Annotated in this window: 21 protein-coding genes; 8 read left to right on the top strand and 13 right to left on the bottom strand. The window is 72.5% G+C overall.

Going from position 1 to position 24625, the window contains the following annotated elements:
* Positions 1–32 precede the first annotated feature (32 nt).
* On the bottom strand, positions 33–1283 hold the full coding sequence (urtA, locus tag ACLJPL_RS28175) for an urea ABC transporter substrate-binding protein (protein WP_411083746.1): 1251 nt from the start codon (positions 1281–1283) through the stop codon (positions 33–35).
* A 496-nt stretch (positions 1284–1779) separates the two neighbouring features.
* Here urtA and ACLJPL_RS28170 point away from each other — a divergent pair, with 496 nt between their 5' ends.
* Positions 1780–2307 carry a MarR family winged helix-turn-helix transcriptional regulator gene (locus ACLJPL_RS28170; protein WP_411083745.1) on the top strand — a complete coding sequence of 176 codons (528 nt, stop codon included), beginning with the start codon at positions 1780–1782 and terminating at the stop codon, positions 2305–2307.
* On the opposite strand, the gene ACLJPL_RS28165 is transcribed toward ACLJPL_RS28170, so the two are convergent.
* From ACLJPL_RS28165 to ACLJPL_RS28150, 4 genes are all read right to left on the bottom strand, one after another.
* Complete coding sequence (locus ACLJPL_RS28165; protein ID WP_411083744.1) at positions 2264–3382, bottom strand: substrate-binding domain-containing protein; 1119 nt, start codon at positions 3380–3382, stop codon at positions 2264–2266. The genes ACLJPL_RS28170 and ACLJPL_RS28165 overlap by 44 nt on opposite strands.
* A gap of 65 nt (positions 3383–3447) precedes the next feature.
* Entirely contained in the window at positions 3448–4077 is a 630-nt protein-coding gene (locus ACLJPL_RS28160) for a TetR/AcrR family transcriptional regulator (protein ID WP_411083743.1), read from the bottom strand.
* 96 nt (positions 4078–4173) lie between these two features.
* Positions 4174–4464 carry a YiaA/YiaB family inner membrane protein gene (locus ACLJPL_RS28155; RefSeq protein ID WP_411083742.1) on the bottom strand — a complete coding sequence of 97 codons (291 nt, stop codon included), beginning with the start codon at positions 4462–4464 and terminating at the stop codon, positions 4174–4176.
* Positions 4465–4567: 103 nt separating this feature from the next.
* Positions 4568–5719: an acyl-CoA dehydrogenase family protein gene (locus tag ACLJPL_RS28150; RefSeq protein WP_411083802.1), complete on the bottom strand. Its 1152-nt coding sequence runs from the start codon at positions 5717–5719 to the stop codon at positions 4568–4570.
* Positions 5720–5810: 91 nt separating this feature from the next.
* Between ACLJPL_RS28150 and ACLJPL_RS28145 the strand changes: the two genes are divergently transcribed.
* The 3 genes from ACLJPL_RS28145 to ppk2 all read left to right on the top strand — a co-directional run bounded on the left by ACLJPL_RS28145 (position 5811) and on the right by ppk2 (position 8747).
* Positions 5811–6488: a TetR/AcrR family transcriptional regulator gene (locus ACLJPL_RS28145; RefSeq protein WP_411083741.1), complete on the top strand. Its 678-nt coding sequence runs from the start codon at positions 5811–5813 to the stop codon at positions 6486–6488.
* 260 nt (positions 6489–6748) lie between these two features.
* Positions 6749–7741 (top strand): DMT family transporter, encoded by a 993-nt coding sequence (locus ACLJPL_RS28140; protein ID WP_411083740.1) that lies wholly within the window; start codon positions 6749–6751, stop codon positions 7739–7741.
* A gap of 109 nt (positions 7742–7850) precedes the next feature.
* The gene (gene ppk2 / locus ACLJPL_RS28135) at positions 7851–8747 is read left to right on the top strand and encodes a polyphosphate kinase 2 (protein ID WP_411083801.1); all 897 of its coding nucleotides are present in this window, start codon (positions 7851–7853) and stop codon (positions 8745–8747) included.
* A 27-nt stretch (positions 8748–8774) separates the two neighbouring features.
* Here ppk2 and ACLJPL_RS28130 read toward each other — a convergent pair whose 3' ends face one another.
* From ACLJPL_RS28130 to ACLJPL_RS28100, 7 genes are all read right to left on the bottom strand, one after another.
* Positions 8775–9854, bottom strand: coding sequence for a Zn-dependent alcohol dehydrogenase (locus tag ACLJPL_RS28130; RefSeq protein ID WP_411083739.1), 1080 nt, complete (start codon positions 9852–9854; stop codon positions 8775–8777).
* Positions 9855–9901: 47 nt separating this feature from the next.
* The gene (locus ACLJPL_RS28125) at positions 9902–11296 is read right to left on the bottom strand and encodes an aldehyde dehydrogenase family protein (RefSeq protein ID WP_411083738.1); all 1395 of its coding nucleotides are present in this window, start codon (positions 11294–11296) and stop codon (positions 9902–9904) included.
* 168 nt (positions 11297–11464) lie between these two features.
* Entirely contained in the window at positions 11465–12874 is a 1410-nt protein-coding gene (locus ACLJPL_RS28120) for an ABC transporter ATP-binding protein (protein ID WP_411083737.1), read from the bottom strand.
* Positions 12875–13024: 150 nt separating this feature from the next.
* Positions 13025–14410, bottom strand: coding sequence for an MFS transporter (locus ACLJPL_RS28115; RefSeq protein WP_411083736.1), 1386 nt, complete (start codon positions 14408–14410; stop codon positions 13025–13027).
* 97 nt (positions 14411–14507) lie between these two features.
* On the bottom strand, positions 14508–15932 hold the full coding sequence (locus ACLJPL_RS28110; protein ID WP_411083735.1) for a CitMHS family transporter: 1425 nt from the start codon (positions 15930–15932) through the stop codon (positions 14508–14510).
* A 135-nt stretch (positions 15933–16067) separates the two neighbouring features.
* Positions 16068–18251, bottom strand: a complete 2184-nt coding sequence (locus ACLJPL_RS28105) for a molybdopterin-dependent oxidoreductase (protein ID WP_411083734.1) — start codon at positions 18249–18251, stop codon at positions 16068–16070.
* 189 nt (positions 18252–18440) lie between these two features.
* Positions 18441–19061: a TetR family transcriptional regulator gene (locus ACLJPL_RS28100; protein ID WP_411083733.1), complete on the bottom strand. Its 621-nt coding sequence runs from the start codon at positions 19059–19061 to the stop codon at positions 18441–18443.
* Positions 19062–19270: 209 nt separating this feature from the next.
* On the opposite strand from ACLJPL_RS28100, the gene hmgA reads away from it, so the two are divergent.
* From hmgA to ACLJPL_RS28080, 4 genes are all read left to right on the top strand, one after another.
* On the top strand, positions 19271–20590 hold the full coding sequence (hmgA, locus tag ACLJPL_RS28095; RefSeq protein WP_411083732.1) for a homogentisate 1,2-dioxygenase: 1320 nt from the start codon (positions 19271–19273) through the stop codon (positions 20588–20590).
* A gap of 119 nt (positions 20591–20709) precedes the next feature.
* Positions 20710–21546 carry a GntR family transcriptional regulator gene (locus tag ACLJPL_RS28090; protein ID WP_411083731.1) on the top strand — a complete coding sequence of 279 codons (837 nt, stop codon included), beginning with the start codon at positions 20710–20712 and terminating at the stop codon, positions 21544–21546.
* Positions 21547–21637: 91 nt separating this feature from the next.
* Positions 21638–22900, top strand: coding sequence for a type ISP restriction/modification enzyme (locus ACLJPL_RS28085; RefSeq protein ID WP_411083730.1), 1263 nt, complete (start codon positions 21638–21640; stop codon positions 22898–22900).
* 72 nt (positions 22901–22972) lie between these two features.
* Positions 22973–24169, top strand: a complete 1197-nt coding sequence (locus tag ACLJPL_RS28080; RefSeq protein WP_411083729.1) for a CaiB/BaiF CoA transferase family protein — start codon at positions 22973–22975, stop codon at positions 24167–24169.
* Between the two features lie 88 nt (positions 24170–24257).
* Here the strand turns inward: ACLJPL_RS28080 and ACLJPL_RS28075 are convergent, their stop codons facing one another.
* Complete coding sequence (locus ACLJPL_RS28075; protein ID WP_411083728.1) at positions 24258–24521, bottom strand: hypothetical protein; 264 nt, start codon at positions 24519–24521, stop codon at positions 24258–24260.
* Between the last annotated feature and the right edge of the window lie 104 nt (positions 24522–24625).

Below are 24625 nucleotides of genomic sequence, written 5' to 3'. Positions count from 1 at the left end.
TCCGGGTCGCAGGGACAGGTTTCGCGCCGGCCTCAGGACAGGTCCGCCGCCCAGTCGTAGCCCTTCAGATACGGGTCCGGCTTGATCGGCCCGCCCGAGTTCCAGACCTCCTCGATGAGCCCGTTCGCGGTGATCCTGCCGATGCGGGCGGTCTTGTGGACGTGCTGCGTCGCACCGTCGACCGTGACCTTGCCCTCGGGCGCGTCGAACGCGATCCCGTCCGACGCCGCCTTCACCTTCTCGACGTCGAAGGACCCCGCCTTCTCGACCATCGCCTTCCACAGGTGGACGGAGATGTACGCCGCCTCCATCGGATCGCTGGTGGGCTTGTCCTCGCCGTACGCCGCCCGATACGCGGCGACGAACTTCTCGTTCGCCGCACCGGGCGTGGTCTGGTAGTAGTTCCAGGCCGTCAACTGCCCTTCCAGGTACTGCGTTCCGATGCTCTTGACCTCCTCCTCCGCGATGGAGACGGAGAGCACCGGCAGCTTCTTCGCGGTGAGCCCCGCGGACTTGTACTCCTTGAAGAAGGCCACGTTGCTGTCGCCGTTCAGGGTGTTGAAGACCGCGTCGGCCCCCGCGCCCTTGACCTTGTTGACGATGGTCGCGAACTCCGTGGAGCCCAGCGGCGCGTAGTCCTCGCCGAGCACCTCCATGCCGTTCGCCTTCGCGTACGTCTTGATGATCTTGTTGGCGGTGCGCGGGAAGACGTAGTCGCTGCCGACGAGGTAGAGCCGGGTCAGGCCCTGCTTCTTGAGGTAGTCCAGCGCGGGCACGATCTGCTGGTTGGTGGTGGCGCCCGAGTAGAAGATGTACGGGGACTGCTCCAGGCCCTCGTACTGCACGGGGTAGAACAGCAGCGACTTGTTGCGCTCGAAGACCGGCTTCACCGCCTTGCGGCTGGCGGACGTCCAGCAGCCGAAGGTGGCGACGACCTTGGAGTCCGTGATGAGCGCCTGCGCCTTCTCGGCGAAGGTCGGCCAGTCGGACGCCCCGTCCTGGCTCACCGGCTCGAGCTTCTTGCCGAGGACTCCGCCGGCGGCGTTGATCTCCTTGACCGCGAGCAGCAGCGCGTTGTGGACGGTGACCTCGCTGATCGCCATCGTGCCGGAGAGCGAGTTCAGCAGGCCGACCCTGACGGTGTCGCCGGAGGTGTCGGCCTTGGCGCCGGCGGCCTTGGACGTGTCGCCGCCGGTCTTCGCGCCGCAGGCGCTGAGTGCGGCGCCGGCTCCGAGAGCGGAGATGCCGGTCAGGAGACCGCGCCTGGTGATGAGCCCGGACATGTCACATACCTCCTTGCCCCGAGGGGCGGTGCGAGCGGATTCCTCTGGGCGAGGAAGGGAGGAAAGGGGCAGGAAAAGCGGGGAGGGAAAGGGGAGGGAATGGGGAGGGAAAGAGGGGGGATCGGAGGAAGGGCGGGGAACGGGTCGGCGCGCCCGGTCTGCTTCGGTGCGGCCGATTCGACCGCACCGGGTCCCAGCCGTTCCGGGGTGGCCTCCGGGCTGGTCGCTGAAGTGGTCCACAGCCTGGGGCGAAACTGTTTCCTGTGCGTTGCGGCGCAGTTGTGGAACAGTTTCCGCCGAAAGCAATCGTGTTCCGAGCACAGGTGAGCCGACGTCAACCGGTCGCGGGATGAACGACTTTCCGATGCGTGTATTCATTACTTCCACCGGAAAGGATCAGAATCGGCGAATGCCCTGCCGGGAGTGCGGTGATCGGCTGTAGGCTCCATCGCGCCCCCGTCGCGGGGGTCATGCGGACGCGAGCCCGAGGAGTGCGATGGCGAGGCAGCCCCAGGACCTGCTCCATCTGCTGACCCGGGCGGAGCGCCTCGCGGCGCGGCGCGTCCAGTCCGTGCTTGACGCGTTCGACTGCTCCGTCGACGCGTGGCGGGTCCTCGACCTGCTCTCCGGCGACGAGGGCCGGAACATGACGGCCCTCGCCGAGGACGCCGCCCTGCCCGCGCCGACCCTCACCAAGATCGTCGACCAACTCGTCGACCAGAACCTGGTGTTCCGCCGCGTCGACCCCACCGACCGCCGCCGGGTCCTCGTCCAGCTCACCCCCCGGGGCCTGCGGCGACGCCGACAGCTCTCCCGCGCGGTGCGGGCGGACTGGGGGCCGCCGTCCCCGGGGTTCACGGAGGGCGAGGAGGATCAACTGATGCCGCTGCTCGGCCGGTTGTCCGGCGCGCTGGCGAGCGACGACGACCGTGACGGCGGCGGCGGTGGCGGCAGTGGTGGCGAAGACAGCAGCGAGGGTGTCACAACGACTGGTGCGGAGAGTCCAGTTGGGCGAGGACGGTGAAGTCGAGACCGTCCGCCTCCGCCAGATAGACGCGCTGGCGCACATGCCGCCCGTCCAGGCCCAGCAGTCCGCGCGGGCCCTCGTACCGGACGTGGTCGGCGGCCGCGCCGATGGCGGACACGTCCAGGGTGCGGGCGCGCTCGATGAGCGCCGCGAGCAGCAGCACGCCCTCGTAGCAGGACTCGCCGAGGCTGCCGGCGACCGGTGCGTCGACGCCGAAGCGGGCGGCGTAACGGCCGTGGAAGTCCATGCTGTAGCCGTCCGCGAGCGAGGCGAAGAATCCGGCCGTGCTGTAGAGGTCGACGGTCGCCCCGGGGCCGCTGCCGAGGAGCATGCTCTCGTCCATCAGCGTGCTCAGCCGCAGGCAGCGGGCGTCCAGCCCCATCGCGGCGAACGCCCGGTTGAACCGGACCGCGTCGCTGCCCACGAGAAGCATCAGCACGGCGTCGGCGTCCGCCCGCTCGACACGGCGCAGGACGTCGGCGAAGTCGTCGGTCCCCAGCGGCAGATACGCCTCCCCGCACACCCGTCCCCGGGACTCCCGCGCGTACCGGCGGGCCGCCCGGGCGGTGTGCCGCGGCCAGACGTAGTCGTTCCCGACGACGAACCAGCGACGCACGTTGCGCGTCCGGGCGAGCATCCGCATCGCCGGGAGCAGTTGCGATGCCGGCGTCTCGCTCGTCATGAAGACGCCCTCGGTCCGCTCACCGCCCTCGTACAGCGCGGTGTAGACGTACGGCACCCGATGCGCCACCCTCGGAGCCACCGCCTGCCGCACCGAGCTGATGTGCCAGCCGGTGACTCCCTGCACCGCGCCCGCCGCCACCAGCGCCTCGACCTCCGCGGCGACCCTCGACGGCTCCGCCCCGCCGTCCACCTCAAGGAGCCGCAGCTCCCGCCCCAGCACCCCGCCCGCCGCGTTGACCTCCTCCACGGCCAGCCGCGCACACGCCTCGCACCCCGGCCCGAAGATCCCCGCCGGTCCCCGCATCGGATACACCAGCGCCACCGTCAGCACCGAGGCGTCCACCGTGAACCACTCGGGGGTACGGGGACGGGCCGGAGGCAGTGACATGCGCCCATCATTGCCCCAGCGCCCGCCGGGGCCAAGACACCCCCGCGCCGGGCCCCGAACACCCCCTACGGCCGGGGCGGGGCTCCGACCATCCGCAGGACCAGATCGGCGTAGAGCGCGCCGACCTCGTCGGGCGTGCGGCTGCCCTGGGCGTTGAACCAGCGGGCCACGTCGATGCAGAGGGACAGCACGGCGAGCGTGGTGCCGGGGACGTCGGGGACGTCGAACTCCCCCGCCCGCACGCCCTCGCTGATGATGCGGCGCACCACCGCGTCGCTCCTGCGGCGCAGTTCCACGATCTCGGTGCGGTGTTCGGGGCCGAGGGCGTCCAGCTCGTACTGGACGACGCGCGCGGTGGTGTGGCGCTCGGCGTGCCAGCGGACGAAGGACCGTACGGCTGCGGCGAGCCGCTCGGCCGCCGTGCCGTCGCGGTCGGCTTCGGCCTCCAGGACGTACAGCGCCCGGTCGTGGCCGATCTTGCTGATGCGGTGGAGCAGCTCTTCCTTCGTCTTGTAGTGGATGTAGAGCGCGGCCGGGCTCATCCCGGCCCGGCCGGCGATGTCGCGGGTGGTGGTGGCGTGGTACCCGCGCTCGGCGAAGGCGTCGACCGCGGCGACGAGGAGCCGCCTGGCCGCCTCGGGCGTGACCTCGCCCCAGGGAGCGTCGTCGCCGCTCGTCTCCTCCGCCGTACTCATCGCCCAGGGCCCCTCTCCGTCAACAGGACGAACACCATACCCCGAACCTGAGCGAGCGCTTAGGGCCGTCTCAGGGGGTGGGGGCGCGGCGGGGATTCAGAGCTTCTGGAAGGGGTCGTGCTCGGCGAGGATCTTCTCCAGCCGGGCCTGGTCGACCCGGCTGACGATCTGCCCGGCCTCCTGGCGGTCCCGGATCACCTTCGCCAGGGTGAAGCAGGACGTGACGAGGTAGAGCACCCCGATGGCGAGGAAGGCGCGCACCCAGGCGTCGGCGTCGAGGAAGAAGACGCCGAGGGCCACCGCGCCCATCGCCACCAGGAAGGAGGCGACGGCCTGGCCGTAGAAGGCGGCGGTGCTCTGCTGCTTGACCGATGTCGTGTCACTCATGGGTTCAGCGTCCGCCTCAGTGGCGCCCGCCACATCCGAGCCCGTACTCAGGCGCGTACTCAGACACCCGTACGAGCCGGGTGGCGGCAGTCGCCATCGGGGCTCAGAACGCGGAGACGCCCGTCAGCGCGCGACCGATGATGAGCTTCTGGATCTGGCTGGTGCCCTCGTAGAGCGTCATCACGCGGGCGTCGCGGAGCAGCTTGCCGACCGGGTACTCGTCGATGTAGCCGTAGCCGCCGAAGACCTGGATGGCGTTGTTGGCGCAGCGGACGGCGGCCTCGGAGGCGTACAGCTTGGCCTGGGAGGCGGCGGTGGCGAAGTCCTGGCCCCGGTCGACGAGGTCGGCGACCCGCCAGGTGAGCAGCCGGGCCGCCTCGACGTCCACGGAGATGTCGCTGAGCAGTTCCTGCACGAGCTGGTGGCCCGCGATGGACTTGCCGAACTGCTCGCGCTCCCCGGCGTACCGCACGGCCGCGTCCAGCGCCGCCTGTGCGATGCCCACGCAGCCCGCCGCGACCGACATCCGCCCCTTGGCGAGGGCCGACATGGCGATGGAGAAGCCCTTGCCCTCGGGGCCGAGAAGGGTGGTGGCCGGTACGCGGACGTCCTCCAGGACCAGTTCGGCGGTGGCCTGGCCGCGCAGGCCGAGCTTGCCGTGGACGGTGCGGCGGGTGAGGCCGGGGGTGTCGGCGGGGACGAGGAAGGCGGAGACGCCGCGGTGGCCGGGGGCGTCGTTCGTACGGGCGAAGAGGAGCACCACATCGGCCCAGGTGCCGTTGGTGATGAACATCTTGGCGCCGCTGATGACGTAGTCCCCGCCGTCGCGTACGGCCTTGGTGGCGAGGTTTCCGGCGTCCGAGCCGGTGCCGGGTTCGGTGAGGCCGAAGCAGCCGATCGCCTCGCCGGAGGTGAGCCGGGGCAGCCACTGCCGCTTCTGCTCCTCGCTGCCCCAGGACGCGATCGTCTTGGCGACCAGGCCGAGCGATACGGAGACGATGCCGCGCACGGAGGAGTCGCCGCGTCCGAGCTCCTCGGTGACCAGGCAGTACGCGAGGTGGTCGCCGCCGGAGCCGCCGTACTCCTCGGGGACGGTGAGGCCGAGGAAGCCGATTGCGCCGAGCTTCTTCACGATCGACTTGTCGACACTCTCGGCCCGGTCCCAGGCGACGACGTGCGGCGTGACCTCACGGGCCACGAACTCCTCGGCCAGTCGCCGCACGGCCGCCTGCTCCTCGGTGAGCTCCAGGTTCATCGCGCGCCGCCCCATCTCTCGCACAGCATCTCTCGTACAGCACTTAATTAGCACTGCTAGTTTCTGGTTCGCAGCGCCTACTATGAGCCGCATGGCCCGACCGCGCAAGCCCCTCCTCAGCAGAGACCGCATCGTCGAGGCGGCGGGCGCGCTCGTGGACTCCGAAGGGCTCGACGCCGTCTCCACGCGTCGGCTGGCGGCCGTCCTGGGGGTGAGCGGGCCCTCGCTCTACAACCACTTCCGCAACAAGGACGAGATCCTCGACGCGGTCGCCGACGCCGTCTCCGTACAGGTCGATCTGTCGATGTTCGAGGAGTCCGACCCCCGGGGCTGGCGGGAGGCCCTGCACGACTGGGCGCTGTCCTACCGGGCCGCCCTCGCCGCGCACCCGCACATCGTCCCGGTCCTCGCCCGGGGCCCGGGACGCCGTCCGGCGGGGCTGCGGGTGGCCGACGCGGTGTTCGGGGCGATGGTGGGCGCGGGGTGGCCGCCCGCGCAGGCCACCCGGATCGGGGCGCTGATGCGCTACTTCATCACCGGCTCGGCGCTGGGCTCCTTCGCCGGGGGCTTCGTCGACGACGAGAGCGCGTACGACCCGGCCGACTACCCGCACCTGGGCCAGGCGCACCTGCTGGCCGAACACCGCCGCCAGGTCGACGAGGGGGCCTTCGAGACGGGGCTGCGGGCGCTGCTGGACGGGCTGGCGCTCCAGTACGAGGAGTACGGGCGGGCCACGGAAACGGTTCGGCGGGCGCCGAACCGTTCGTGACGCCTGGGACCGTCCGTCCGGCGTCGAGGACGGAACCCCGGCGGTGGCACCGGGCGACTCCTCCGTGTCCGGGGAAGCGTGGGCGCCGCCCCACCGGAGCACCGGTTCCGTCCTCAAACGCCGGACGGGGTGGGGGTGCGCGGACGGGCTGGAGGTGCGCGGGCGGCTGGGGGGTGCCCGGGCGGGCTGAACGTGGCGTCGATTGACGGTTTCCGGCAATTCGGTGGGGGTCGGAACATCGCGCCCCTACGGTCGTGGCCATGACGACGACCCCCGCGGCCTCCGCACCGGCCCGTTCCTGGCCCGCCACCGCCGCGGCCTGCACCACCGTGGTCCTGTGGGCCTCCTCCTTCGTCGCCATCCGGAGCGCGGGCGAGACGTACTCCCCCGGAGCCCTGGCCCTCGGGCGGCTGCTGTCGGGAGTGCTGGTGCTCGGGCTGATCCTGCTCGTACGCCGGGAAGGGCTGCCGGGGCGGGGCGCGTGGCCGGGGATCATCAAGTCCGGGGTGCTGTGGTTCGGGCTCTACATGGTGGTGCTCAACTGGGGCGAGCGGGAGGTCGACGCGGGCACCGCGGCGATGCTGGTGAACATCGGGCCGATCCTGATGGCGCTGCTGGGCGCCCGGATGCTCGGCGAGAGGCTGTCGCGCCGGCTGCTGACGGGAATGGCGATCTCGTTCTCGGGGGCGGTCGTGGTGGGCCTCGCGATGTCCGGCCACGGCGGCTCGTCCGTGCTGGGCGTGGCGCTGTGCCTGCTGGCCGCGGTGGTGTACGCGCTGGGCGTGGTGAGCCAGAAACCGGCGCTCGCGCACGGTTCGTCGCTCCAGATCACCACCTTCGGCTGCCTGATCGGCGCGGTCGCCTGCCTGCCGTTCAGCGGGGTGCTGATCTCCGAGGTGGGCGACGCCCCGATGTCCGACACCCTGACGATGATCTACCTGGGCGTCTTCCCGACCGCGCTCGCCTTCACCACCTGGGGCTATGCGCTGGCCCGGACCACGGCGGGCCGGATGGGCGCCACCACGTACGCGTCCCCGGCGCTCGTGGTGCTCATGGCGTGGGTGCTGCTGGACGAGGTGCCCACCCTGCTCGCCGTCCTGGGCGGGCTGCTGTGCCTGGCCGGGGTGGCGATCTCCCGGGGGCGTCAGCAGACTGGGCCCACACGGCCCACACGCGCGAATCCGGCCCGGCCGGTGGAGGGATCCCGTCATGACGCGCAGCACGCGACGCACCGGACAGAGCGGCGACCGTAACGGGGCGACGAAGAACGGGGCGGAGAAGAACCGGGCGGAGAAGAAGGCCGCCCGCGAGGAGGCCGCGCGGGCGGCCCGCCACGGCGGGCCGTATCTGGACGGCTTCCGCGTGGCCGAGAGCGGCGACGACGATCCGGTCCTGGTGGAGCCGGACGGCCATGCCCGGGACGCGTGGCGGGAGGACTACCCGTACGCCCACAAGCTCCGGCGGCGCGACTACGAGAAGAGCAAGCGGGCCCTCCAGATCGAGCTGCTGAAGCTCCAGCACTGGGTGAAGGAGCGCGACGAGCGGCTGGTGATCCTCTTCGAGGGGCGGGACGCGGCGGGCAAGGGCGGCACGATCAAGCGGTTCACCGAGCATCTGAATCCCCGTGGCGCGCGCATAGCGGCGCTGGAGAAGCCGAGCGAGCGCGAACGCACCCAGTGGTACTTCCAGCGGTACGTGGCCCATCTGCCGAGCGCCGGGGAGATCGTGCTGTTCGACCGGTCCTGGTACAACCGGGCCGGGGTGGAGCGGGTCATGGGGTTCTGCACGACCCGGGAGTATCTGGAGTTCATGCACCAGGCCCCCGGCTTCGAGCGGATGCTCGCCCGGGACGGCATCCACCTGGTGAAGTTCTGGTTCTCCGTCTCCCGCAACGAGCAGCGCAACCGGTTCATGATCCGGCAGATCGATCCCGTACGACGGTGGAAGCTGAGCCCCGTCGACCTGGCCTCGCTGGACAAGTGGGACGAGTACACGGAGGCCAAGGAGCTGATGCTCTTCCACACCGACACGGCCGACGCGCCCTGGACGGTGGTGAAGAGCAACGACAAGAAGCGGGCCCGGCTGGAGGCGATGCGGCACGTCCTGGACCGCTTCGACTACCCGGGCAAGGACCCGGAGGCGGTCGGGGCGCCGGACCCGCTGATCGTGGGCCCGGCCTCCCGGCTGTTCGAGGAGGGCGAGATGGACGCCCGGCTGCTGGGACCGGTGACGTCGACGTCCCGGACGACCGACTTCTAGGCGCTGGAACACCACCGGGGCCGGCCTCTAGAAGACGACGAGCGCGCGGCCCCCCTTGCCCGCGATCATGTTGTCGAAGGCGGCGGGGATGCCGTCCAGGCCGATGCGCTCGGTGACCATCATCGACAGGTCGAAGCGGCCCGCGCGGATGTGGTCGGCGAGGGCGGGCAGGTCGCGGGCCGGGTCGCTGTTGCCGTAGACGCAGCCCGTCAGGGACCGGCCCCAGTGGAAGATCTCCAGGGCGTTGAAGGTGACCTCCTGGTCCTTGCCGCCGATCCCGACGACCGTCGTACGCCCGCCGCGCCGGGTGGATTCCCAGGCGGCCCGGATGGTCGCGGGCCGGCCGACGCACTCCACGGCGACGTCCGCGCCCTGGCCGCCGGTGAGCTGACGGATCTCGCGCGGGGTGGTGGCGGAGGCGATGACGTAGTCGGTCGCCCCGGCCCGCCGGGCCAGCTCCTCCTTGGCCGGGGAGACGTCGACCGCGATGATCCGGGACGCGCCCGCGATCCGGGCGGCCTGGAGCACGGCGAGGCCGACGCCGCCGATCCCGAAGACGACGACGCTCTCGCCCTCGCGGACCCGGGCGCTGTGGTGGATCGCCCCGTAGCCGGTCAGGACCGCGCAGCCGAGGAGGGCCGCGTCGGTGAGCGGGATGCCGTCGGGGGCCGGGAGCACGCAGTTCGCGGCGACGACGGTCTCCTCCGCGAAGGCCGCGACGTTCAGGCCGGGGTGGAGGTCGACGCCGTCCGCCGTACGGGCGTGGAGGTTGGCCGCCCCTTTCAGCGCGGCGGCGCAGAGCCAGACCTCGCCGATCCCGCAGTGGAAGCACACCCCGCAGGACGGGGCCCAGTTGAGGACCACGCCGTCGCCGGGCGCGACATGGGCGACGCCCTCGCCGACCGCCAGGACCGTGCCCGCGCCCTCGTGGCCGAGGACGGCGGGCACCGGCACCCGCATGGTGCCGTTGCTCAGGGACAGGTCGGAGTGGCAGACCCCCGCCGCGGCGAGCGCGACGCGCACCTGGCCGGGGCCGGGCTCCGGCAGGACGATGTCGGTGATCTCCAACGGAGCTCCGACTGCGGGCAGTACGGCGGCGCGGACCACGAACAGGCTCCTTGTACGGGTATGGGTACGGGACGGGGTGAGGGCGTTCAGAACTGGAGCGACTTGGTCTGGAGGTACTCCGCCAGACCGTGCGGCCCCAGCTCGCGTCCCACCCCGGACTGCTTGTAACCGCCGAACGGGGCAAGCGGGTTGAAGCGGCCGCCGTTGATGTCGACCTGTCCGGTGTCCATCCGGCGGGCGAAGGCCACCGCCTGCTCGTCGTCGGCCGCCCACACGGCTCCCGCGAGCCCGTACACCGTGTCGTTGGCGATACGGAGGGCGTCGTCCACATCCGCGTAACGGAGGATGGAGACCACCGGGCCGAAGATCTCCTCCCGGGCGATCGTCATGTCCGGGGTGACGTCGGCGAAGACGGTGGGGCTGACGTAGTAGCCGGTCTCCAGGGGCGCGTGGGGGCCTCCGGCGATGAGCCGGGCGCCCTCGTCCATGCCCTTCTGGATGTAACCGAGCACCCTGTCCTGCTGTTGGGCGTTGACGAGCGGGCCGACCCGCTCGCCGGGCGCGTACTTGAGGACGGCGTTCGCCGCGAGCTCCACGGCCTCGTCGTACCGCTCGTCGTCCACCAGCATCCGGGTCCAGGCGCTGCACGTCTGGCCGGAGTTGGTCATCACGTTGGCGATGCCCACGTTGACCGCCTTGGCGAGGTCGGCACCGGGCAGGATCACGTTGGCGGACTTGCCGCCGAGTTCGAGGGCGACGCGCTTGATCGCGCCGCCCGCGGTCGCGCCGATCAGCCTGCCCACGGCGGTCGATCCGGTGAACGAGACCAGGTCGACGCCCTCGTGCTCGGCGAGCGCCTGACCGGCGACCGGGCCGAGACCGGTGACCAGGTTGAAGACCCCGGCGGGCAGCCCGGCGGCCTCGGTGGCCTCGGCGAAGAGCTGGGCGGTGAGCGGGGTGTCCTCGGCCGGCTTGAGGACGACCGTGCAGCCGGCGGCGAGCGCGGGGGCGACCTTGGCGACGATCTGGTGGAGCGGGTAGTTCCAGGGGGTGATCGCGCCGACGACCCCGACCGGCTCCAGCAGGACGGTGGAGTTGCCGATCTTCTCCTCGAAGGCGTACGAGGCGGCCAGTTCGGCGTACGAGGCGGCGACCAGGACCGGGACGCCCGCGTGGACCATCTGCGAGAGCGGCAGCGGGGAGCCCAGCTCGGCGGTGATCGTCTCGGCCAGCTCGTCCTTGCGGGCGACCAGCGCGTCGCTCAGGGCGGAGAGCCGGGCGGCCCGCTCGGCGGGCGGGGTGGCGGCCCAGCCGGGGAAAGCGGCGCGGGCGGCCCGGACCGCCGCGTCGACGTCCTCGGCCGTTCCCGCCGGCACGTGGGCGATGACCCGCTCGTCGGCGGGGTTCACGACGGCGATCGTGTCCTGGCCGGCCGCCGGCCGCCACGCGCCGCCGATGTACATCTGGTCATGGGCCTTCATGGCTGTTTCCTCCCGGACGGGCTGTGCGGACGCCGACTTGCCGTCCCGACCGTCCAAACTAGCGCCGTTAGTTTTCTGGCGCCAGGGAGCTCCCGGAGACGCCCGTCACGCCGGAGCGCACGCCCCCGGGTCCGATCGGTGACGGGTTCCGTCCGCCGGTGAGGGGTTTCAGCCGTCGAGCCCGGGGACGTCCTGCGGCAGCGGGCAGATGCGGCGGCCGTAGTGGTCGAAGACGTACAGGTGGGCCAGGTCCACCAGCAGCGGGACCTGGCCGCCGGTCCGCAGCCGCATGTCGGGGCCGGTGCGCACCACCAGGTCGCCGGAGATCACGGAGGGCCGGTCCGGGGTGCGTACCGCCGCCGGGTCCGGGGCGGGGTCGTCGAGGGTGACGACCGGGCCGCTGATCCGCGCCCCGGCGCGCCCCTTGAGCCGGCCCAGGACACCGAGGCCGCCGAAGCCGTCCTGACCGCCCCGGCCGCCGCCCTGTCCGCCGGGCCCGCCGCCCGGACGGCCCGCGGCGGCCCTGCGGCGGCGGGGCATGGCCCGGGGCTGGGCCGATTCGAGGTCCGGGACGAGGGCGGGCCGCGAACCGGTGTTGAGGTGGACCAGCGCCTCGTGCCCCTGGTACTCCACGTGCTCGACAATCCCGCTGAGCGCCACCTCGCCGGGGCGGGCGTGGCTGGGCGGGGCGATCCGGACCGCCTCCGAGCGCAGCCCCACGATGATCCGGCGGCCCTGCTGGATGCGGAGCAACTGGTGGTCGGGGCTGAGGGGTTCGGGCAGGGCGAGCCGCTGGCGGCCGAGGTCGATCGACATCCGCCCCTCCAACGGGGCGTGGACGACGGCCTGGAGGAGGTTGATCCGAGGGGTGCCGATGAACGCGGCCACGAAGACGTTGTCGGGCAGGGCGTAGACCTCGCGGGGCGGGCTGACCTGTTGCAGGACGCCGCCGCGCATCACCGCCACCCGGTCGCCCAGCGACATCGCCTCTGCCTGATCATGCGTCACATAGACGGTGGTGACGCCGAGTTCCCTGGTGAGGAGGGCGATCTCGGCGCGCAGATGGTTGCGGAGCTTGGCGTCCAGATTGGAGAGCGGCTCGTCCATCAGGAAGACGGAGGGCCTGCGGGAGATCGCCCGGCCCATCGCCACGCGCTGGCGCTCGCCGCCGGAGAGCTGCGCCGGATAGCGGTCGAGTATGTGCTCGATGCCGAGCATCCGGGCGGTCGCCTCGATCCGGGCGGTGTTGTCCTCGCCCGGGTTCTCCAGCCTCAGCGGGAAGCCGATGTTGGCCCGGTTCGTCATGCTCGGGTACAGCGCGAAGTTCTGGAACACCATGGCCATGTGGCGTTCGCGCGGCGGGATGTGGTTGGCGAACTCGCCGTCGAGCAGCAGCTCGCCCTCACTGATCTCCTCCAACCCCGCGATCATGCGCAGCACGGTCGACTTGCCGCAGCCGGAGGGGCCGAGCAGCACGACGAACTCGCCGGGGTCGATGGAGAGCGTGAACCGGTCGACGGCTCGCCGGTCCCGGCCGTAGCTCTTGCTGACGTGGTGCAGGGAGATGGCGCGCGTCATGAGGGTCCGCCCGGGGTGAAGGTGTGGCGTCGCGGTGGGGAGCGGCTGTGAAGGGAAGTTAGCCCACCGGGCGGGGTGTGGGAATGACTCGCGCGAAGGTTGGGACGTGTGGGATGTCTGGGGCGTACGGGGTTGGGCGGGGCGGGTGCGTCAGGCTCGGTCCCGGTCGGCCGGGGACGCGTTGCCGAACCGTTCGCGTTCCGGTTCCTGTTCCCGTGCGCGTTCCCGTGCGCGTTTCGGTTCCTGTTCGCGTGCGCGTTCCTGTTCCCGTGCGCGTTTCGGTTCCGGTTCCCGTTCCCGTTCGCGTACGGGCGTGGGATCCGGCGGTACGGAGGAGGGCCGGGCCGCTCGTCCGCCGCGCAGGCCCAGGCCCGCCGCCGCCAGCAGCAGGGCCCCGAGCAGGGCGAACGGGGCCGCCGCCCCCGCCGTGCCCGCGATCAGGCCCGCGGCGGCGGGGGCGGCGGCCTGGCCCAGCCGGTTGCCGGTCAGCCGCAGGGCCAGTGCGGTGGAGCGGGCCTCGGCGGGGGCGGCCTGGACCACCGTGGTCATGGACAGCGGCTGGCCGAAGCCGAGGCAGAACCCGAGGGCGGCCAGCATGACGGCGAGCACCGGGACGGGCACCGGGAGGACCATCCCCGCGCAGAGCAGGCCGGCCAGCAGGCAGCTGGTGCTCAGCAGGGCCGTCCGGCCGAGGAGCCGCAGCATCGGCGTCATCGCGAGGCGGCAGGCGATGGTGGCGGCGGCCCGCAGGCTCAGCAGCAGCCCGACCGTGGCGGGCGCGATCCCCCGGTGCTCGCCGACGACCGGGAGGTAGGCGGTGAGGATGTCGGTCGAGGACAGGACCGCCATGCTGACGAAGATCCCGGCCGGGACGCCGCGCGCGCCGAGGATCTTCGTGACCGGGACCTTGGCCGCCCCCGGTTTCGGGCCGGGACCGGAGCCGGGCGTACGCCGGTGCTCGATGCGCCACAACGACGTGAGCGCGACCGCGCAGACGCCCGCCGAGACGAGGAGCGCGAGTGCGCTCGTACGCCCCAGGGCACCGCCGTCGCCGGAGATCAGCGCACCCGCCGCGATCGGGCCGCCGAGTTGGCCGAGCGAGGCGCCGATGGTGAAGTGGCCGAAGTTGCGGTCCTGTTCGGCCGGGGCGGACTGCCGCGCCACGATCGACTGCGCGCCGATCACGAAGCAGAGGTGGCCGAGCCCCATCACCCCGCTCCAGGCGGCCATCGCGGGCAGGGAGGAGACCACCGAGCTGAGCGCGCAGCCGCCGGAGATCAGCGCCACGCCGAGCGGCAGCAGGGGCGCGCACCGGCCGTGGTCGGTGCGCCGGCCGAGCGGGACGGCGGCGAACAGCGGCAGCAGCGCGTACGCCCCGGCGATGACGCCGATGGTCCCCTCGTCCGCGCCCAGCCCGAGGGCCCGGTAGGAGACGGCGGGCCGCGCCATCGACACCGCCCCCTGCGCGAAGGCGAAGGCGATGACGAGGCGCAGCAGCCAGCCCCTGCCGGGCCCGGGTCGCGGTGCGGATGACATCAGAGCGTGCCCATCAGAAGAAGCCCATCGCTCAGAAGAAGCCCATCGCCGCACGGGCTCCTCCCCGGTGCCAGGGCTCCCATCGATGCGGGTGACATCAGATCGTGCCGAAGAGGATGCCCGCCGCGAGCACCACCAGGGAGGTGAGCACCGCCCACTTGACCGTGAACCGGGTGTGGTCGCCGAACTCCACCTTGGCCATGCCGACGAGCACATAGACGGCGGGGACCAGCGGCGAGGACATGTGCAGGGCCTGACCCGCCAGGGAGGCGCGGGCGATCTCCAGCGGGGAGACGCCGTGGGCCGCGCCGGCTTCCGCGAGGACGGGGACGACGCCGAAGTAGAAGCCGTCGTTGGACATGAAGTAGGTGAGCGGCAGGCTGAGCAGCCCGGTGACGATGGCCATGTGCGGGCCCATCGCGTCGGGGACCGCGCCGACGACCCAGTCGGCCATGTTCTCGACCATTCCGGTGCCGGTCAGGACGCCGGTGAAGACGGCGGCGGCGAAGACCATGCCGGAGACGTTGAGGACGTTGTCGGCGTGGGCGGCGATCCGGGCCCGCTGGTCGGGCATGTGGGGGAAGTTGACGGTGAGGGCGAGGGCCGCGCCGAGGAGGAAGAGCACCGGGATCGGCATCAGTTCCATGATCATCGCTGTCAGCAGGGCGATGGTCAGGCCCGCGTTGAACCAGTAGAGCTTGGGCCGCAGGGTGGAGCGGTCGGGGTCGAGGCCCTTGAACTCCTCGTCGTCATCGTCCTCCTCGTCGTCACCGTCCTGCGTGAGGTCCGCCGAACCCGAGGCGGCAGAGCCCTTGCGGAGGCGGTCGCCGTCGCCCGCGCCCGTGCCGGCCCCCGCGAGAACGGTCTCCTCCTCGGCCTCCCGCACCAGCGCCTCGTCGAGCGTGAGCATGCCCAGCCGCGTGCGCTCGCGGCGGCCCAGCACGTACGCCAGCAGGAACACGGCGAGCAGTCCGACCGCGAGCGCCGGGATCATGGGGACGAAGATCTCGGAGGCGTCCAGCTTCAGGGCGGTCGCCGCGCGGGCGGTGGGGCCGCCCCAGGGGAGGGTGTTCATGACCCCGTTCGCCGTGGCCGCCACGCCGGTCATGACGACCAGGCTCATCTTGAGGCGTTTGTACAGCGGATACATCGCCGAGACGGTGATCATGAAGGTGGTGGAGCCGTCGCCGTCCAGCGAGACGATCGCGGCGAGCACCGCCGTACCGACGACGATCCGCATCGGGTCCGCCCTGCAGAACCGCAGGATGCCCCGGACGATCGGATCGAAGAGGCCGACGTCGATCATCACGCCGAAGTAGACGATGGCGAACATCAGCATGGCGGCGGTCGGCGCCAGGTTGCCGACGCCTTCGATGACGTAGTCGCCGAGCTTCGCTCCCTGTCCCACGGCGACGCAGAACAGTGCGGGGATCAGTACCAGCGCCGCGATCGGCGACATCTTCTTCGTCATGATCAGGACCAGGAAGGTCGCGATCATGGCGAAGCCGAGGATTGTCAGCATGGGGGATACCTAACGTTCATCCTTGAACTCCCACCGGTCTCGGCGGTCCGGACGACGTTAGGGGCCCCCTCGCGGCGTTAACAAGATGTCGACGCGTGAGCAATACGAGCAAAACCCCAGGTCAACGCGATGGTGTTAGAGGGAGGGGGTCACCGTCACCGGGATCGCGTTGAGCACGGCGGTGCCGGACAGCGGGTCCAGGAGGGTGCCGTCGAGGAGCTGGTTCACGTTCGCTCCGGGGCGGGCTGCGGCGACGGACATCCGGGTGCCGGGGCGGCTGTGGCCCCAGCCGTGCGGGAGGCTCACCACTCCGCTGCGTACGGTGTCCGTGATCTCGGCGGGGGCCTCGATCCCGCCGCCCGCCGACTCGATCCGTACGGTGGCCCCGTCGACGAGTCCGAGCCGGGCCGCGTCGTCGGGGTGGATCTGGAGGGTGCAGACGTTGGACCCGCCGCTGAGCGAGCCGACGTTGTGCATCCAGCTGTTGTTGGAGCGCAGGTGGCGGCGGCCGACCAGGACGAGCGGGGCGGGCCGGTCGCCCAACGCCCGGCGCAGGCGCGGCAGATCGGCGGCGATGGGGGCGGGGAGCAGTTCGACGCGGCCGGAGCGGGTGCGCAGGATCTCTGGGACGCGGGACTTCAGCGGGCCGAGGTCGATGCCGTGCGGGTGGGCGAGGAGCCGCTCCAGCGTGAGCCCGTACGGGCCGAGCCGCAGCATGAGGTCGAGCCGGCGTTCGGGGCCGCTGCCGCCGGTGAGTTCGCCGGCCAGCTCCTTCGGGGCTCCCGCCCTGCTGATCGCGGTGGAGATGGCCAGGTCGTCGACGGCAGAGGGCGGGGCGCCGTGCATCCCGCCCACCGCGAGGATCAGCCGGGCGTGGATCTCGCTCTCGTCCATCCGCCCCTCCTCCAGGGGGACGGGGGCGGGGGTGTAGCGGACCTGGTTGCGCACGGCGAAGGAGTTGAACGCGAAGTCGAAGTGGGCGGCCTGCGAGGGCGGCGGCGGGGGCAGGACGACATCGGCGTGGCGGGAGGTCTCGTTGAGATACGGGTCGACGCTGACCATGAAGTCGAGGCGGCCGGCCAGCGCCGCGTCGAGCCGGTCGCCGTCCGGCGCGGAGAGGACGGGGTTGGCGGCGAGGACGAGCAGGGCGCGGATCCGGCCCTCGCCCGGGGTCTCGATCTCCTCGGCCAGGGCGGCGATGGGGAGTTCGCCCTTGGCCTCGGGATGGCCGGAGACCCGGCTCGCCCAGCGGCCCAGGGCGAAGCCCTTGCCGGGAGCGGCGGGGCGGGGTGCGCGCGCCGTCGCGGAGAGCGGGAAGAGGGCGCCGCCGGGGCGGTCGAGGTTGCCGGTGAGGATGTTGAGGACGTCCACCAGCCAGCTGGCGAGGGTGCCGTGCTCGACGGTGCAGCTGCCGATCCGCCCGTAGACGGCGGCGGTGGGTGCGGCGGCCAGTTCCCGGGCGAGGGCCGCGATGGTGGCCGCGTCCACGTCGCAGGCGGCGGCGACCGCGTCCGGGGTGAAGTCGGCCAGGGCGGCGGCGAGTTCGTCCACCCCCTCCAGGTGCTCGGCGAGCGGGCCGGGGTCGGCGAGCTTTTCCTGGAGGAGTACGTGGGCCATCGCGGCGAGCAGCAGGGCGTCGGCTCCCGGCCGGATCGCGACGTGCCGGTCCGCGAGGCGGGCGGTACGGGTGCGGCGCGGGTCGATGACGGTGAGGGTGCCGCCGCGCCGGCGCAGCGCCTTGAGCCGGCCGGGGAAGTCGGGGGCCGTGCACAGGCTGCCGTTGGACTCCAGCGGGTTGGCGCCGATGAGGAGGAGGTGGTCGGTGCGGTCGAGATCCGGTACGGGGATGGCGTGCGCGTCTCCGAAGAGCAGTCCGCTGGAGACGTGCTTGGGCATCTGGTCGAGGGTGCTCGCCGTGAACACGTTGCGGGTGCGCAGCGCGGCGAGCAGCAGGGGCGGGTAGAGGGCCCCGGCCATGGTGTGCACGTTGGGGTTGCCGAGCACCACGCCGACCGCCTGCGGGCCGTGGGCCTCGACCAGGGCCGGTATGCGCTCCGCGATCCGGTCGAACGCCTCGCTCCAGGCCGCCTCCCGCAGCTCCCCGTCCTCCCCCCGTACGAGCGGGGCGGCCAGCCGGTCGGGGTCGGCGTCGAGGCCCCCGAAGGCCGCGCCCTTGGGGCAGACGAAGCCCCGGCTGAAGATGTCGTCGCGATCGCCGCGCGCACCGGTGACGGTGGTTCCCTCGATGGTGAGGGTGAGGCCGCAGGTGGCTTCGCAGAGGGGGCAGATACGCGGTGCGGTACGGGAGTTGCGGGACACGGGCCCTCCCCGGGGCGACGGCGGTGACGGCGGGCGGATGCGGGTGAACGCGGGCGGATGTGGCAGGCCCGGGTGGAGCCAGGGGGCCCGGTCCGACCGAGCATACCGACCGGTACGCATGACGGGGAGGCTTCGAGCGACGAACCCCCAGGCCCCGGCCGCACACCCTCCCCGGGAAACGGGCCCGGCTCAGTCCAGGATCTGCGCGAGGTAGGCCCGTACCAGCGTCCGCGTCTCCGCCACGATCGCCGGATCGCCCGACGGGTCGATGCGGAAGGCGAGTTGGAGCAGGGCGTCCGCCGCCTGGACGCTGACCAGGACGGCCCGCAGCAGGTCGGGGCCGGCCGGGCGGCCGAGGTGCCCGGCGAGCAGATCGGCGAGCCGGCCCGCGAGACGCCGGTTGGCGTCGTCCGCCGGCCCCTCGATCAGGGACGGCGGGCCGAAGTCGACCAGGGCGAAGCCCGGAACCGTCCGCTTCATGGCCAGGTACTCGTCGAGCACCGCGTCGATGGCGGCGCGCCAGTCGTCGGCGGGGATGACGGCGAGCCGTGCGGTGATGCGTTCGGCGTAGCTGTCCAGGTTGCGCAGCGCGAGGGCGTCGACGAGGGCGCGCTTGTTGGAGAAGAACCGGTAGACGGAGCCGATGGGCACTTCGGCGCGCAGGGCGACGTCACGGGTGGAGAGCTGCTCGTAACCGGTCTCGTCGAGGAGGCCGGCGCAGGCGTCGAGTATCCGGGCGAGTCGTTCGGCGCTGCGCTGCTGCACGGGAGCGCGTCGGAGGTTCGGGTTCGCGTGGGGCACGGGTTCCATGATGCCGTGCACCTCCCTGGGGACACCCTGTGCGCGAGCGTAGGGCAGTGCGCCCGCCCTTCGACACCCTTCGGGTCGCCCGCGCGCCCCGCACACGCCCCGAATGGCGTGATCTATGCCGTTGACGCGCCCGCCTCCTATTCCTACGGTGGTCCATAGGATTCGTTGTCCAGCGGATTCGAGGGCTTCATGAGCGCCAGGAGTGCGGAATGAGCGGCATCGAGCAGGCGAGAAAGACGGCCGAGGGGCTGACGTACTCCTCCGGTTTCGGGAACGAGCACAGCTCGGAGGCGGTTCCCGGTGCGCTGCCGCACGGCCGCAACTCACCCCAGCGCGCCCCCCTCGGGCTGTACGCGGAGCAGCTGAGCGGGTCCGCCTTCACCGAGCCCCGCGCGGACAACCGCCGCTCCTGGCTCTACCGGATCCGCCCCTCGGCCGCGCACCCGGCCTTCGTGCGGACCGACAACGGCAACCTGCGCACCGCGCCCTTCACCGAGACCGTGCCGGACCCGAACCGGCTCCGCTGGAACCCGCTCCCCGCCCCCGCGCCCGGCACGGACTTCCTCGGCGGGCTGTGGACCCTGGGCGGCAACGGTGACGCCGCCCAGCGCACCGGCATGGCGGTGCACCTCTACCACGCCGACTCCTCCATGACCGACCGGGTGTTCAGCGACTCGGACGGCGAGCTCCTGATCGTCCCCGAGCACGGCGGTCTGCTGCTCCGCACCGAACTGGGCCTGCTGCGCGCCGAACCGGGCCATATCGCGCTCATCCCGCGCGGAGTCCGCTTCCGGGTGGAGCTGCTGGACGAGACGGCACGCGGGTACGTCTGCGAGAACTACGGCCGCCCGTTCGCGCTCCCGGACCTCGGGCCGATCGGCGCCAACGGGCTGGCGAACGCCCGTGACTTCCTGGCCCCCGTCGCCGCGTACGAGGACGACGAGAGGCCGGTGGAGGTGGTCAACAAGTTCTGCGGGAACCTCTGGTCGGCCACGTACGACCACTCCCCGCTCGACGTCGTCGCCTGGCACGGCAACCACACCCCGTACGTCTACGACCTGCACCGGTTCAACGTCATCGGCACGATCAGCTACGACCACCCCGACCCCTCCATCTTCACGGTGCTGACCTCCCCGACCGACACCCCCGGTCTGGCCAACGTCGACTTCGTCGTCTTCGCCCCGCGCTGGCTGGTCGGTGAGGACACCTTCCGGCCGCCGTACTTCCACCGGAACGTGATGAGCGAGTACATGGGCCTGATCGACGGGGCGTACGACGCGAAGGCGGACGGCTTCGTCCCCGGCGGCGGCTCGCTGCACAACATGATGTCGGCCCACGGCCCGGACCGTGAGACCTTCGACCGGGCGAGCGCGGCGGAGCTGAAGCCGCAGAAGATCGACGACGGCCTGGCCTTCATGTTCGAGACCCGCTGGCCCGTCACGGCGACCGCGCAGGCGGCCGGAGCCGACCACCTTCAGCGGGGCTACGACGACGTGTGGCAGGGTCTGACCCGCAACTTCCGGCCGTAGCCGGGCAGGCGGCGCGGGCCGGTGGGGCCCGGAGGAGACGGGACGGGGACAGGTCGGTGGGGCCCGGAAGAGACGGGACGGGGACAGGTCGGGGGCAGGACGGACGGGACGGGGACGACGTGACAGAGAGCCATGACACGACCGGGGCGGGGGCACGGAAGGAACCGGGGGCCGGGGCCGACCGGGCGCCGCAGCCCCACCTCCACCCGCCCGCCTTCGCCCCCGACTCCCTCGTCCTCAACCGGAAACTGCCGCTCTGGTACCAGGTCTCCCAGTCCTTGCGGGCCTCCATACTCGGCCGCCCGCAGGACGCGTCCCTCCGGCTGCCCACCGAGGAACAGCTCGCCGCCCACTACGGGGTCAGCGTGCTCACGATGCGCCAGGCGCTCAAGGAGCTGGAGACGGAAGGGCTGATCAGCAGGCACCGGCGGCGCGGCACGTTCATCGAACCGCGCGCCCGGCGGGGCGCCCCGGTCCGGCTGCTGGGCTCGGTCGACGCGATCGTGGCCCAGCAGTCCGGCGAGGCGACGACGATTCTCGGCCACGGGGCGGGGCCGGTGCCGGGTGATCTCGCGGAGTTCTTCCCGGACTGCGCCGAGGTGGTCAGCTACCGGCGGCTGCGCCGCGACGGCGAGAGCGGCGAGCCGACCAACTGGGCGGAGAACGCGGTGCGCCCCGACGTCGCCGCCCGCATCGATGTGGCCGACCTCGAACGCTGGCCGATGACGAAGGTGCTGCGCGACGCCGTCGGGGTCAGGATCTCCCGGATCACCGACACGGTGGAGGCCCGGCTCGCCGACCCGGTCACCGCCGAACTCCTCCACGTCCCGCTGCTCAGCCCGATCCTGCACTACACGGGCGTGACGTACGACGAGGAGGGGCGCGTCGTGGACGTGGCCCGGATCCGCTACCGGGGCGACCGGTTCTCGTTCTCCGTGACGGTGGAGGCTCACTGACCCCGCCGCCGGCCGCCCGCCCCCGCCGTTACGATGCGAACGGGTCGCGGCGGACGGGGCCGGCGGAGAGCGGACAGGGGAGGACGGCTCGGTGGCAGCGCGCAGGACGGCGGCAGCGGCCGGATCGGGCGAGGACACGGGGTCCGTGCCGCTGGATGACCTGATGCCGTGGTCGGTGCGCCCGCTGAGAACCGGCCGCTCCTGGGTGAGCGGCCCCGACCCCGCCGCACTCCGGACGCGTTGGGAGCACCTGGCCGCCGCCGAGGGCCCCGAGCAGGACCGGCTGTTCCGGCCGACCCGGTCCCGTACGCCCCACACCCCGGTCGCGGCGCTGCCCGGGCGGGCCGGCGGGACGAGCCGCTTCGCCCGTGAGCCGGGGGCCTGCCCCGATCCCGTACGGATTCTGCACGGTCCCTACGACGAGCAGTGGCTGCTTCCCGACCACCGGCTGATCGACGCGGCCCGCCCGGAGCTGTGGCGGGTCGGGGACGAGCATCAGCTCTTCGCGGTCGAACACGGTCATGTGCCCCAGGCCCCGGGGCCCGCCCTGTCGGTGAGCTGCCTGCTGCCGGACGGCTACTCCCCCGCCGGACGGCCGGGCCGGATCCGGCCGTTGTACCGGCGGCCGGGCGCCACCGACCCCAATCTGGCGCCGGGCCTGCTGGACGTGCTGCGCACACGGCTGGGCCCGGAGCGGACCGATCCCGACTCCGTGCTGGCCTGGATCCTGGCCGCCGCCCTGCCGTCCCCGTCCGGCTGCCGGGTCCCGCTGCCCGCCGACGCCGAGGTGTGGGCGGCCGGGGTGTCGCTCGGCCGGGAGCTGATCCGGATCCAGCTGCGCGGGGCGCGGGGCGGGGAGCGCCCCCGGCTGCCGGGCGGGCGCAGGCCCTATGTGCGGGCGGCGCTCCCGACGCGGCCCACCGGGATCGGGTACGACGCGGAGGCCGAGGCCCTGGTCATCGGTGATGGCCGGATCTCGCCGGTGCCCGCGGGGGCGTGGGAGTTCACGGTGAGCGGTGTACGGGTGCTGGAGCTCTGGTTCGAACGCCGGGCGGCGGCAGCGGCGGGCGCGGGCCCCGAAGGCGCGGACGGCCTGGAGGCGGTCGGTGCGCGCGGGTGGACCCGGGAGTGGACCTCGGAGCTGCTGGAGCTCATCTCCGTACTGGCGCTCCTGGACGGGCTGCGGCCCCGGCAGGAGGCGTTGCGGGCCCGGCTGGAGCGGGGGGCGCGCCTGATCCCGCCGGAGGAGCTGCGGGCGGCCGGGGTGCTGCCGGTCCCGGCCTCCGCGCGGCGGCCCGCGTCGGTCCTCGGTCACCAGGAGGAGGGGCCGGAGGGACAGTTCGCCCTGCTGTGAGGGCGTGCGGTCAGCCTTCCCGCCCAGCCCGGAGGTGGCGAAAAGGGCCGGTCACAGGGTAAGCACGGGTCCATGAACACATCGCCACTCCCCCTCGACGGCATCACCGTGGTCGCCGTCGAACAAGCCGTCGCCGCCCCCTTCGCCACCCGGCAGCTCGCCGATCTCGGGGCCCGGGTCATCAAGGTGGAGCGCCCGGACGGCGGCGACTTCGCGCGCGGGTACGACACGTCGGCGCGGGGTCTCGCCTCGCACTTCGTGTGGTGCAACCGGGGCAAGGAGTCCCTGGCGATCGATCTGAAGGACCCGCGCGGGCTGGCGGTGGTGCGTGAACTCGTCGCCGGTGCCGATGTGTTCGTACAGAATCTGGCGCAGGGCGCGGCGGCCCGGCTCGGGCTGGACGCCGCGACGCTCTGTGCGGCGCACCCGCGGCTGGTGGCGGTGGACGTCTCCGGTTACGGGGAGGGCGGACCGTACGCGCACAAGCGGGCCTACGACATGCTCGTGCAGTGCGAGGCGGGCCTGGTCTCCGTCACCGGGACCGCCGAGCAGCCGGTGAAGGCGGGCGTTCCGGCGGCGGACATCGCGGCGGCCATGTACGCGTTCTCGGGGGTGCTGGCGGCTCTGCTGCGGCGGGGCACGACCGGGCGGGGCGGGCCGGTGGAGGTGTCGATGCTGGACGCGCTGGCCGAGTGGATGGGGCATCCGCTGCACCAGGGGATGCACGGGTCCCCTCCCCCGCCGCGCACGGGACTCGCGCACTCGGTGATCGCGCCGTACGACGCCTACGCGACGGCGGACGGGGAGCGGGTGCTGCTCTCCGTGCAGAACGACCGGGAGTGGCGGCGGCTCGCCGAACAGGTGCTCGTACGTCCCGAGTTGGCCGGCGACCCGGACTTCGCGACGAACACCGCGCGCACCGCGAACCGGAAGCGGACCGACGAGGCGGTGGGGCGGGCGCTGGCGCGGCTGACGGGTCAGGAGGCGCTGGACGCCCTGGAGGCGGCGGGCATCGCGTGCGCCCGGCTGAACACGGTGGCCGACGTGGCGGCGCATCCGCAGCTCGCGGCGCGGGACCGGTGGCGGGAGGTGGATTCGCCGGTCGGGCCGTTGCGGGCGCTGCTGCCGCCGATCACGCTGCCGGGAGGGGCGGAGCCGCGGATGGGAGCCGTACCGGCGCTGGGTGAGCACACCGATGCGCTGCTGCGCGCCCTGGGGATGACGGACGAGCAGACGGCGGTGCTGCGCCGGGACGGAGTGGTCGCCTGAGCCGATTCCGGGACGGCCCGGGCGGGAGCAGGCCGGACAGTGGGCCGCCCCGAGCGGTGGGCCGGCCCCTTGGTCGACATGCGGTCGGTCAGCGGCGGCTGCCGAAGAGCGAACGCCGCAGTCGCCGCAGCGGGGCGAAGAGCGACACACGGGCGCTCCTGCTCCGGCCGGTGTGCGCGGCATCGCGCGAGGTCAGCTCGCGCATCAGCAGCGTCGCCTCCGCCGACTCGCGCTGCGGGACGACAGGGCCGCCGAGCACCGCGAGGTGGCGGTCGAGGCGCGTACTGGTCGCACCGCTCCCGCATGTGATGGCAGGCACACGCGGCCTGCTCCGCACCGTTATCTGTTCCATGTCACTCCCCACCCGTACGAGGGCACCCGGTCCGGGCAGGTTAACCCTATCGCCCCACGGTGACACACGGGTATCCCGCCCGCAGGATCGAGCACACACATACG

Origin of the sequence: Streptomyces sp. cmx-18-6 (genome assembly GCF_046548915.1) — a bacterium.
Taxonomy (GTDB): Bacteria; Actinomycetota; Actinomycetes; order Streptomycetales; family Streptomycetaceae; genus Streptomyces.
Note: the sequence above shows the minus strand (reverse complement) of the source record. Positions and strands in the feature narration are given on the sequence as shown.

Excerpts from the sequence above, each read along its gene's own strand:
- urtA (WP_411083746.1), bottom strand. The coding sequence starts at position 1,283 with ATGTCCGGGCTCATCACCAGGCGCGGTCTCCTGACCGGCATCTCCGCT.
- ACLJPL_RS28170 (WP_411083745.1), top strand. The coding sequence starts at position 1,780 with ATGGCGAGGCAGCCCCAGGACCTGCTCCATCTGCTGACCCGGGCGGAG.
- ACLJPL_RS28165 (WP_411083744.1), bottom strand. The coding sequence starts at position 3,382 with ATGTCACTGCCTCCGGCCCGTCCCCGTACCCCCGAGTGGTTCACGGTG.
- ACLJPL_RS28160 (WP_411083743.1), bottom strand. The coding sequence starts at position 4,077 with ATGAGTACGGCGGAGGAGACGAGCGGCGACGACGCTCCCTGGGGCGAG.
- ACLJPL_RS28155 (WP_411083742.1), bottom strand. The coding sequence starts at position 4,464 with ATGAGTGACACGACATCGGTCAAGCAGCAGAGCACCGCCGCCTTCTAC.
- ACLJPL_RS28150 (WP_411083802.1), bottom strand. The coding sequence starts at position 5,719 with ATGAACCTGGAGCTCACCGAGGAGCAGGCGGCCGTGCGGCGACTGGCC.
- ACLJPL_RS28145 (WP_411083741.1), top strand. The coding sequence starts at position 5,811 with ATGGCCCGACCGCGCAAGCCCCTCCTCAGCAGAGACCGCATCGTCGAG.
- ACLJPL_RS28140 (WP_411083740.1), top strand. The coding sequence starts at position 6,749 with ATGACGACGACCCCCGCGGCCTCCGCACCGGCCCGTTCCTGGCCCGCC.
- ACLJPL_RS28125 (WP_411083738.1), bottom strand. The coding sequence starts at position 11,296 with ATGAAGGCCCATGACCAGATGTACATCGGCGGCGCGTGGCGGCCGGCG.
- ACLJPL_RS28120 (WP_411083737.1), bottom strand. The coding sequence starts at position 12,874 with ATGACGCGCGCCATCTCCCTGCACCACGTCAGCAAGAGCTACGGCCGG.
- ACLJPL_RS28115 (WP_411083736.1), bottom strand. The coding sequence starts at position 14,410 with ATGTCATCCGCACCGCGACCCGGGCCCGGCAGGGGCTGGCTGCTGCGC.
- ACLJPL_RS28110 (WP_411083735.1), bottom strand. The coding sequence starts at position 15,932 with ATGCTGACAATCCTCGGCTTCGCCATGATCGCGACCTTCCTGGTCCTG.
- ACLJPL_RS28100 (WP_411083733.1), bottom strand. The coding sequence starts at position 19,061 with ATGGAACCCGTGCCCCACGCGAACCCGAACCTCCGACGCGCTCCCGTG.
- hmgA (WP_411083732.1), top strand. The coding sequence starts at position 19,271 with ATGAGCGGCATCGAGCAGGCGAGAAAGACGGCCGAGGGGCTGACGTAC.
- ACLJPL_RS28080 (WP_411083729.1), top strand. The coding sequence starts at position 22,973 with ATGAACACATCGCCACTCCCCCTCGACGGCATCACCGTGGTCGCCGTC.
- ACLJPL_RS28075 (WP_411083728.1), bottom strand. The coding sequence starts at position 24,521 with ATGGAACAGATAACGGTGCGGAGCAGGCCGCGTGTGCCTGCCATCACA.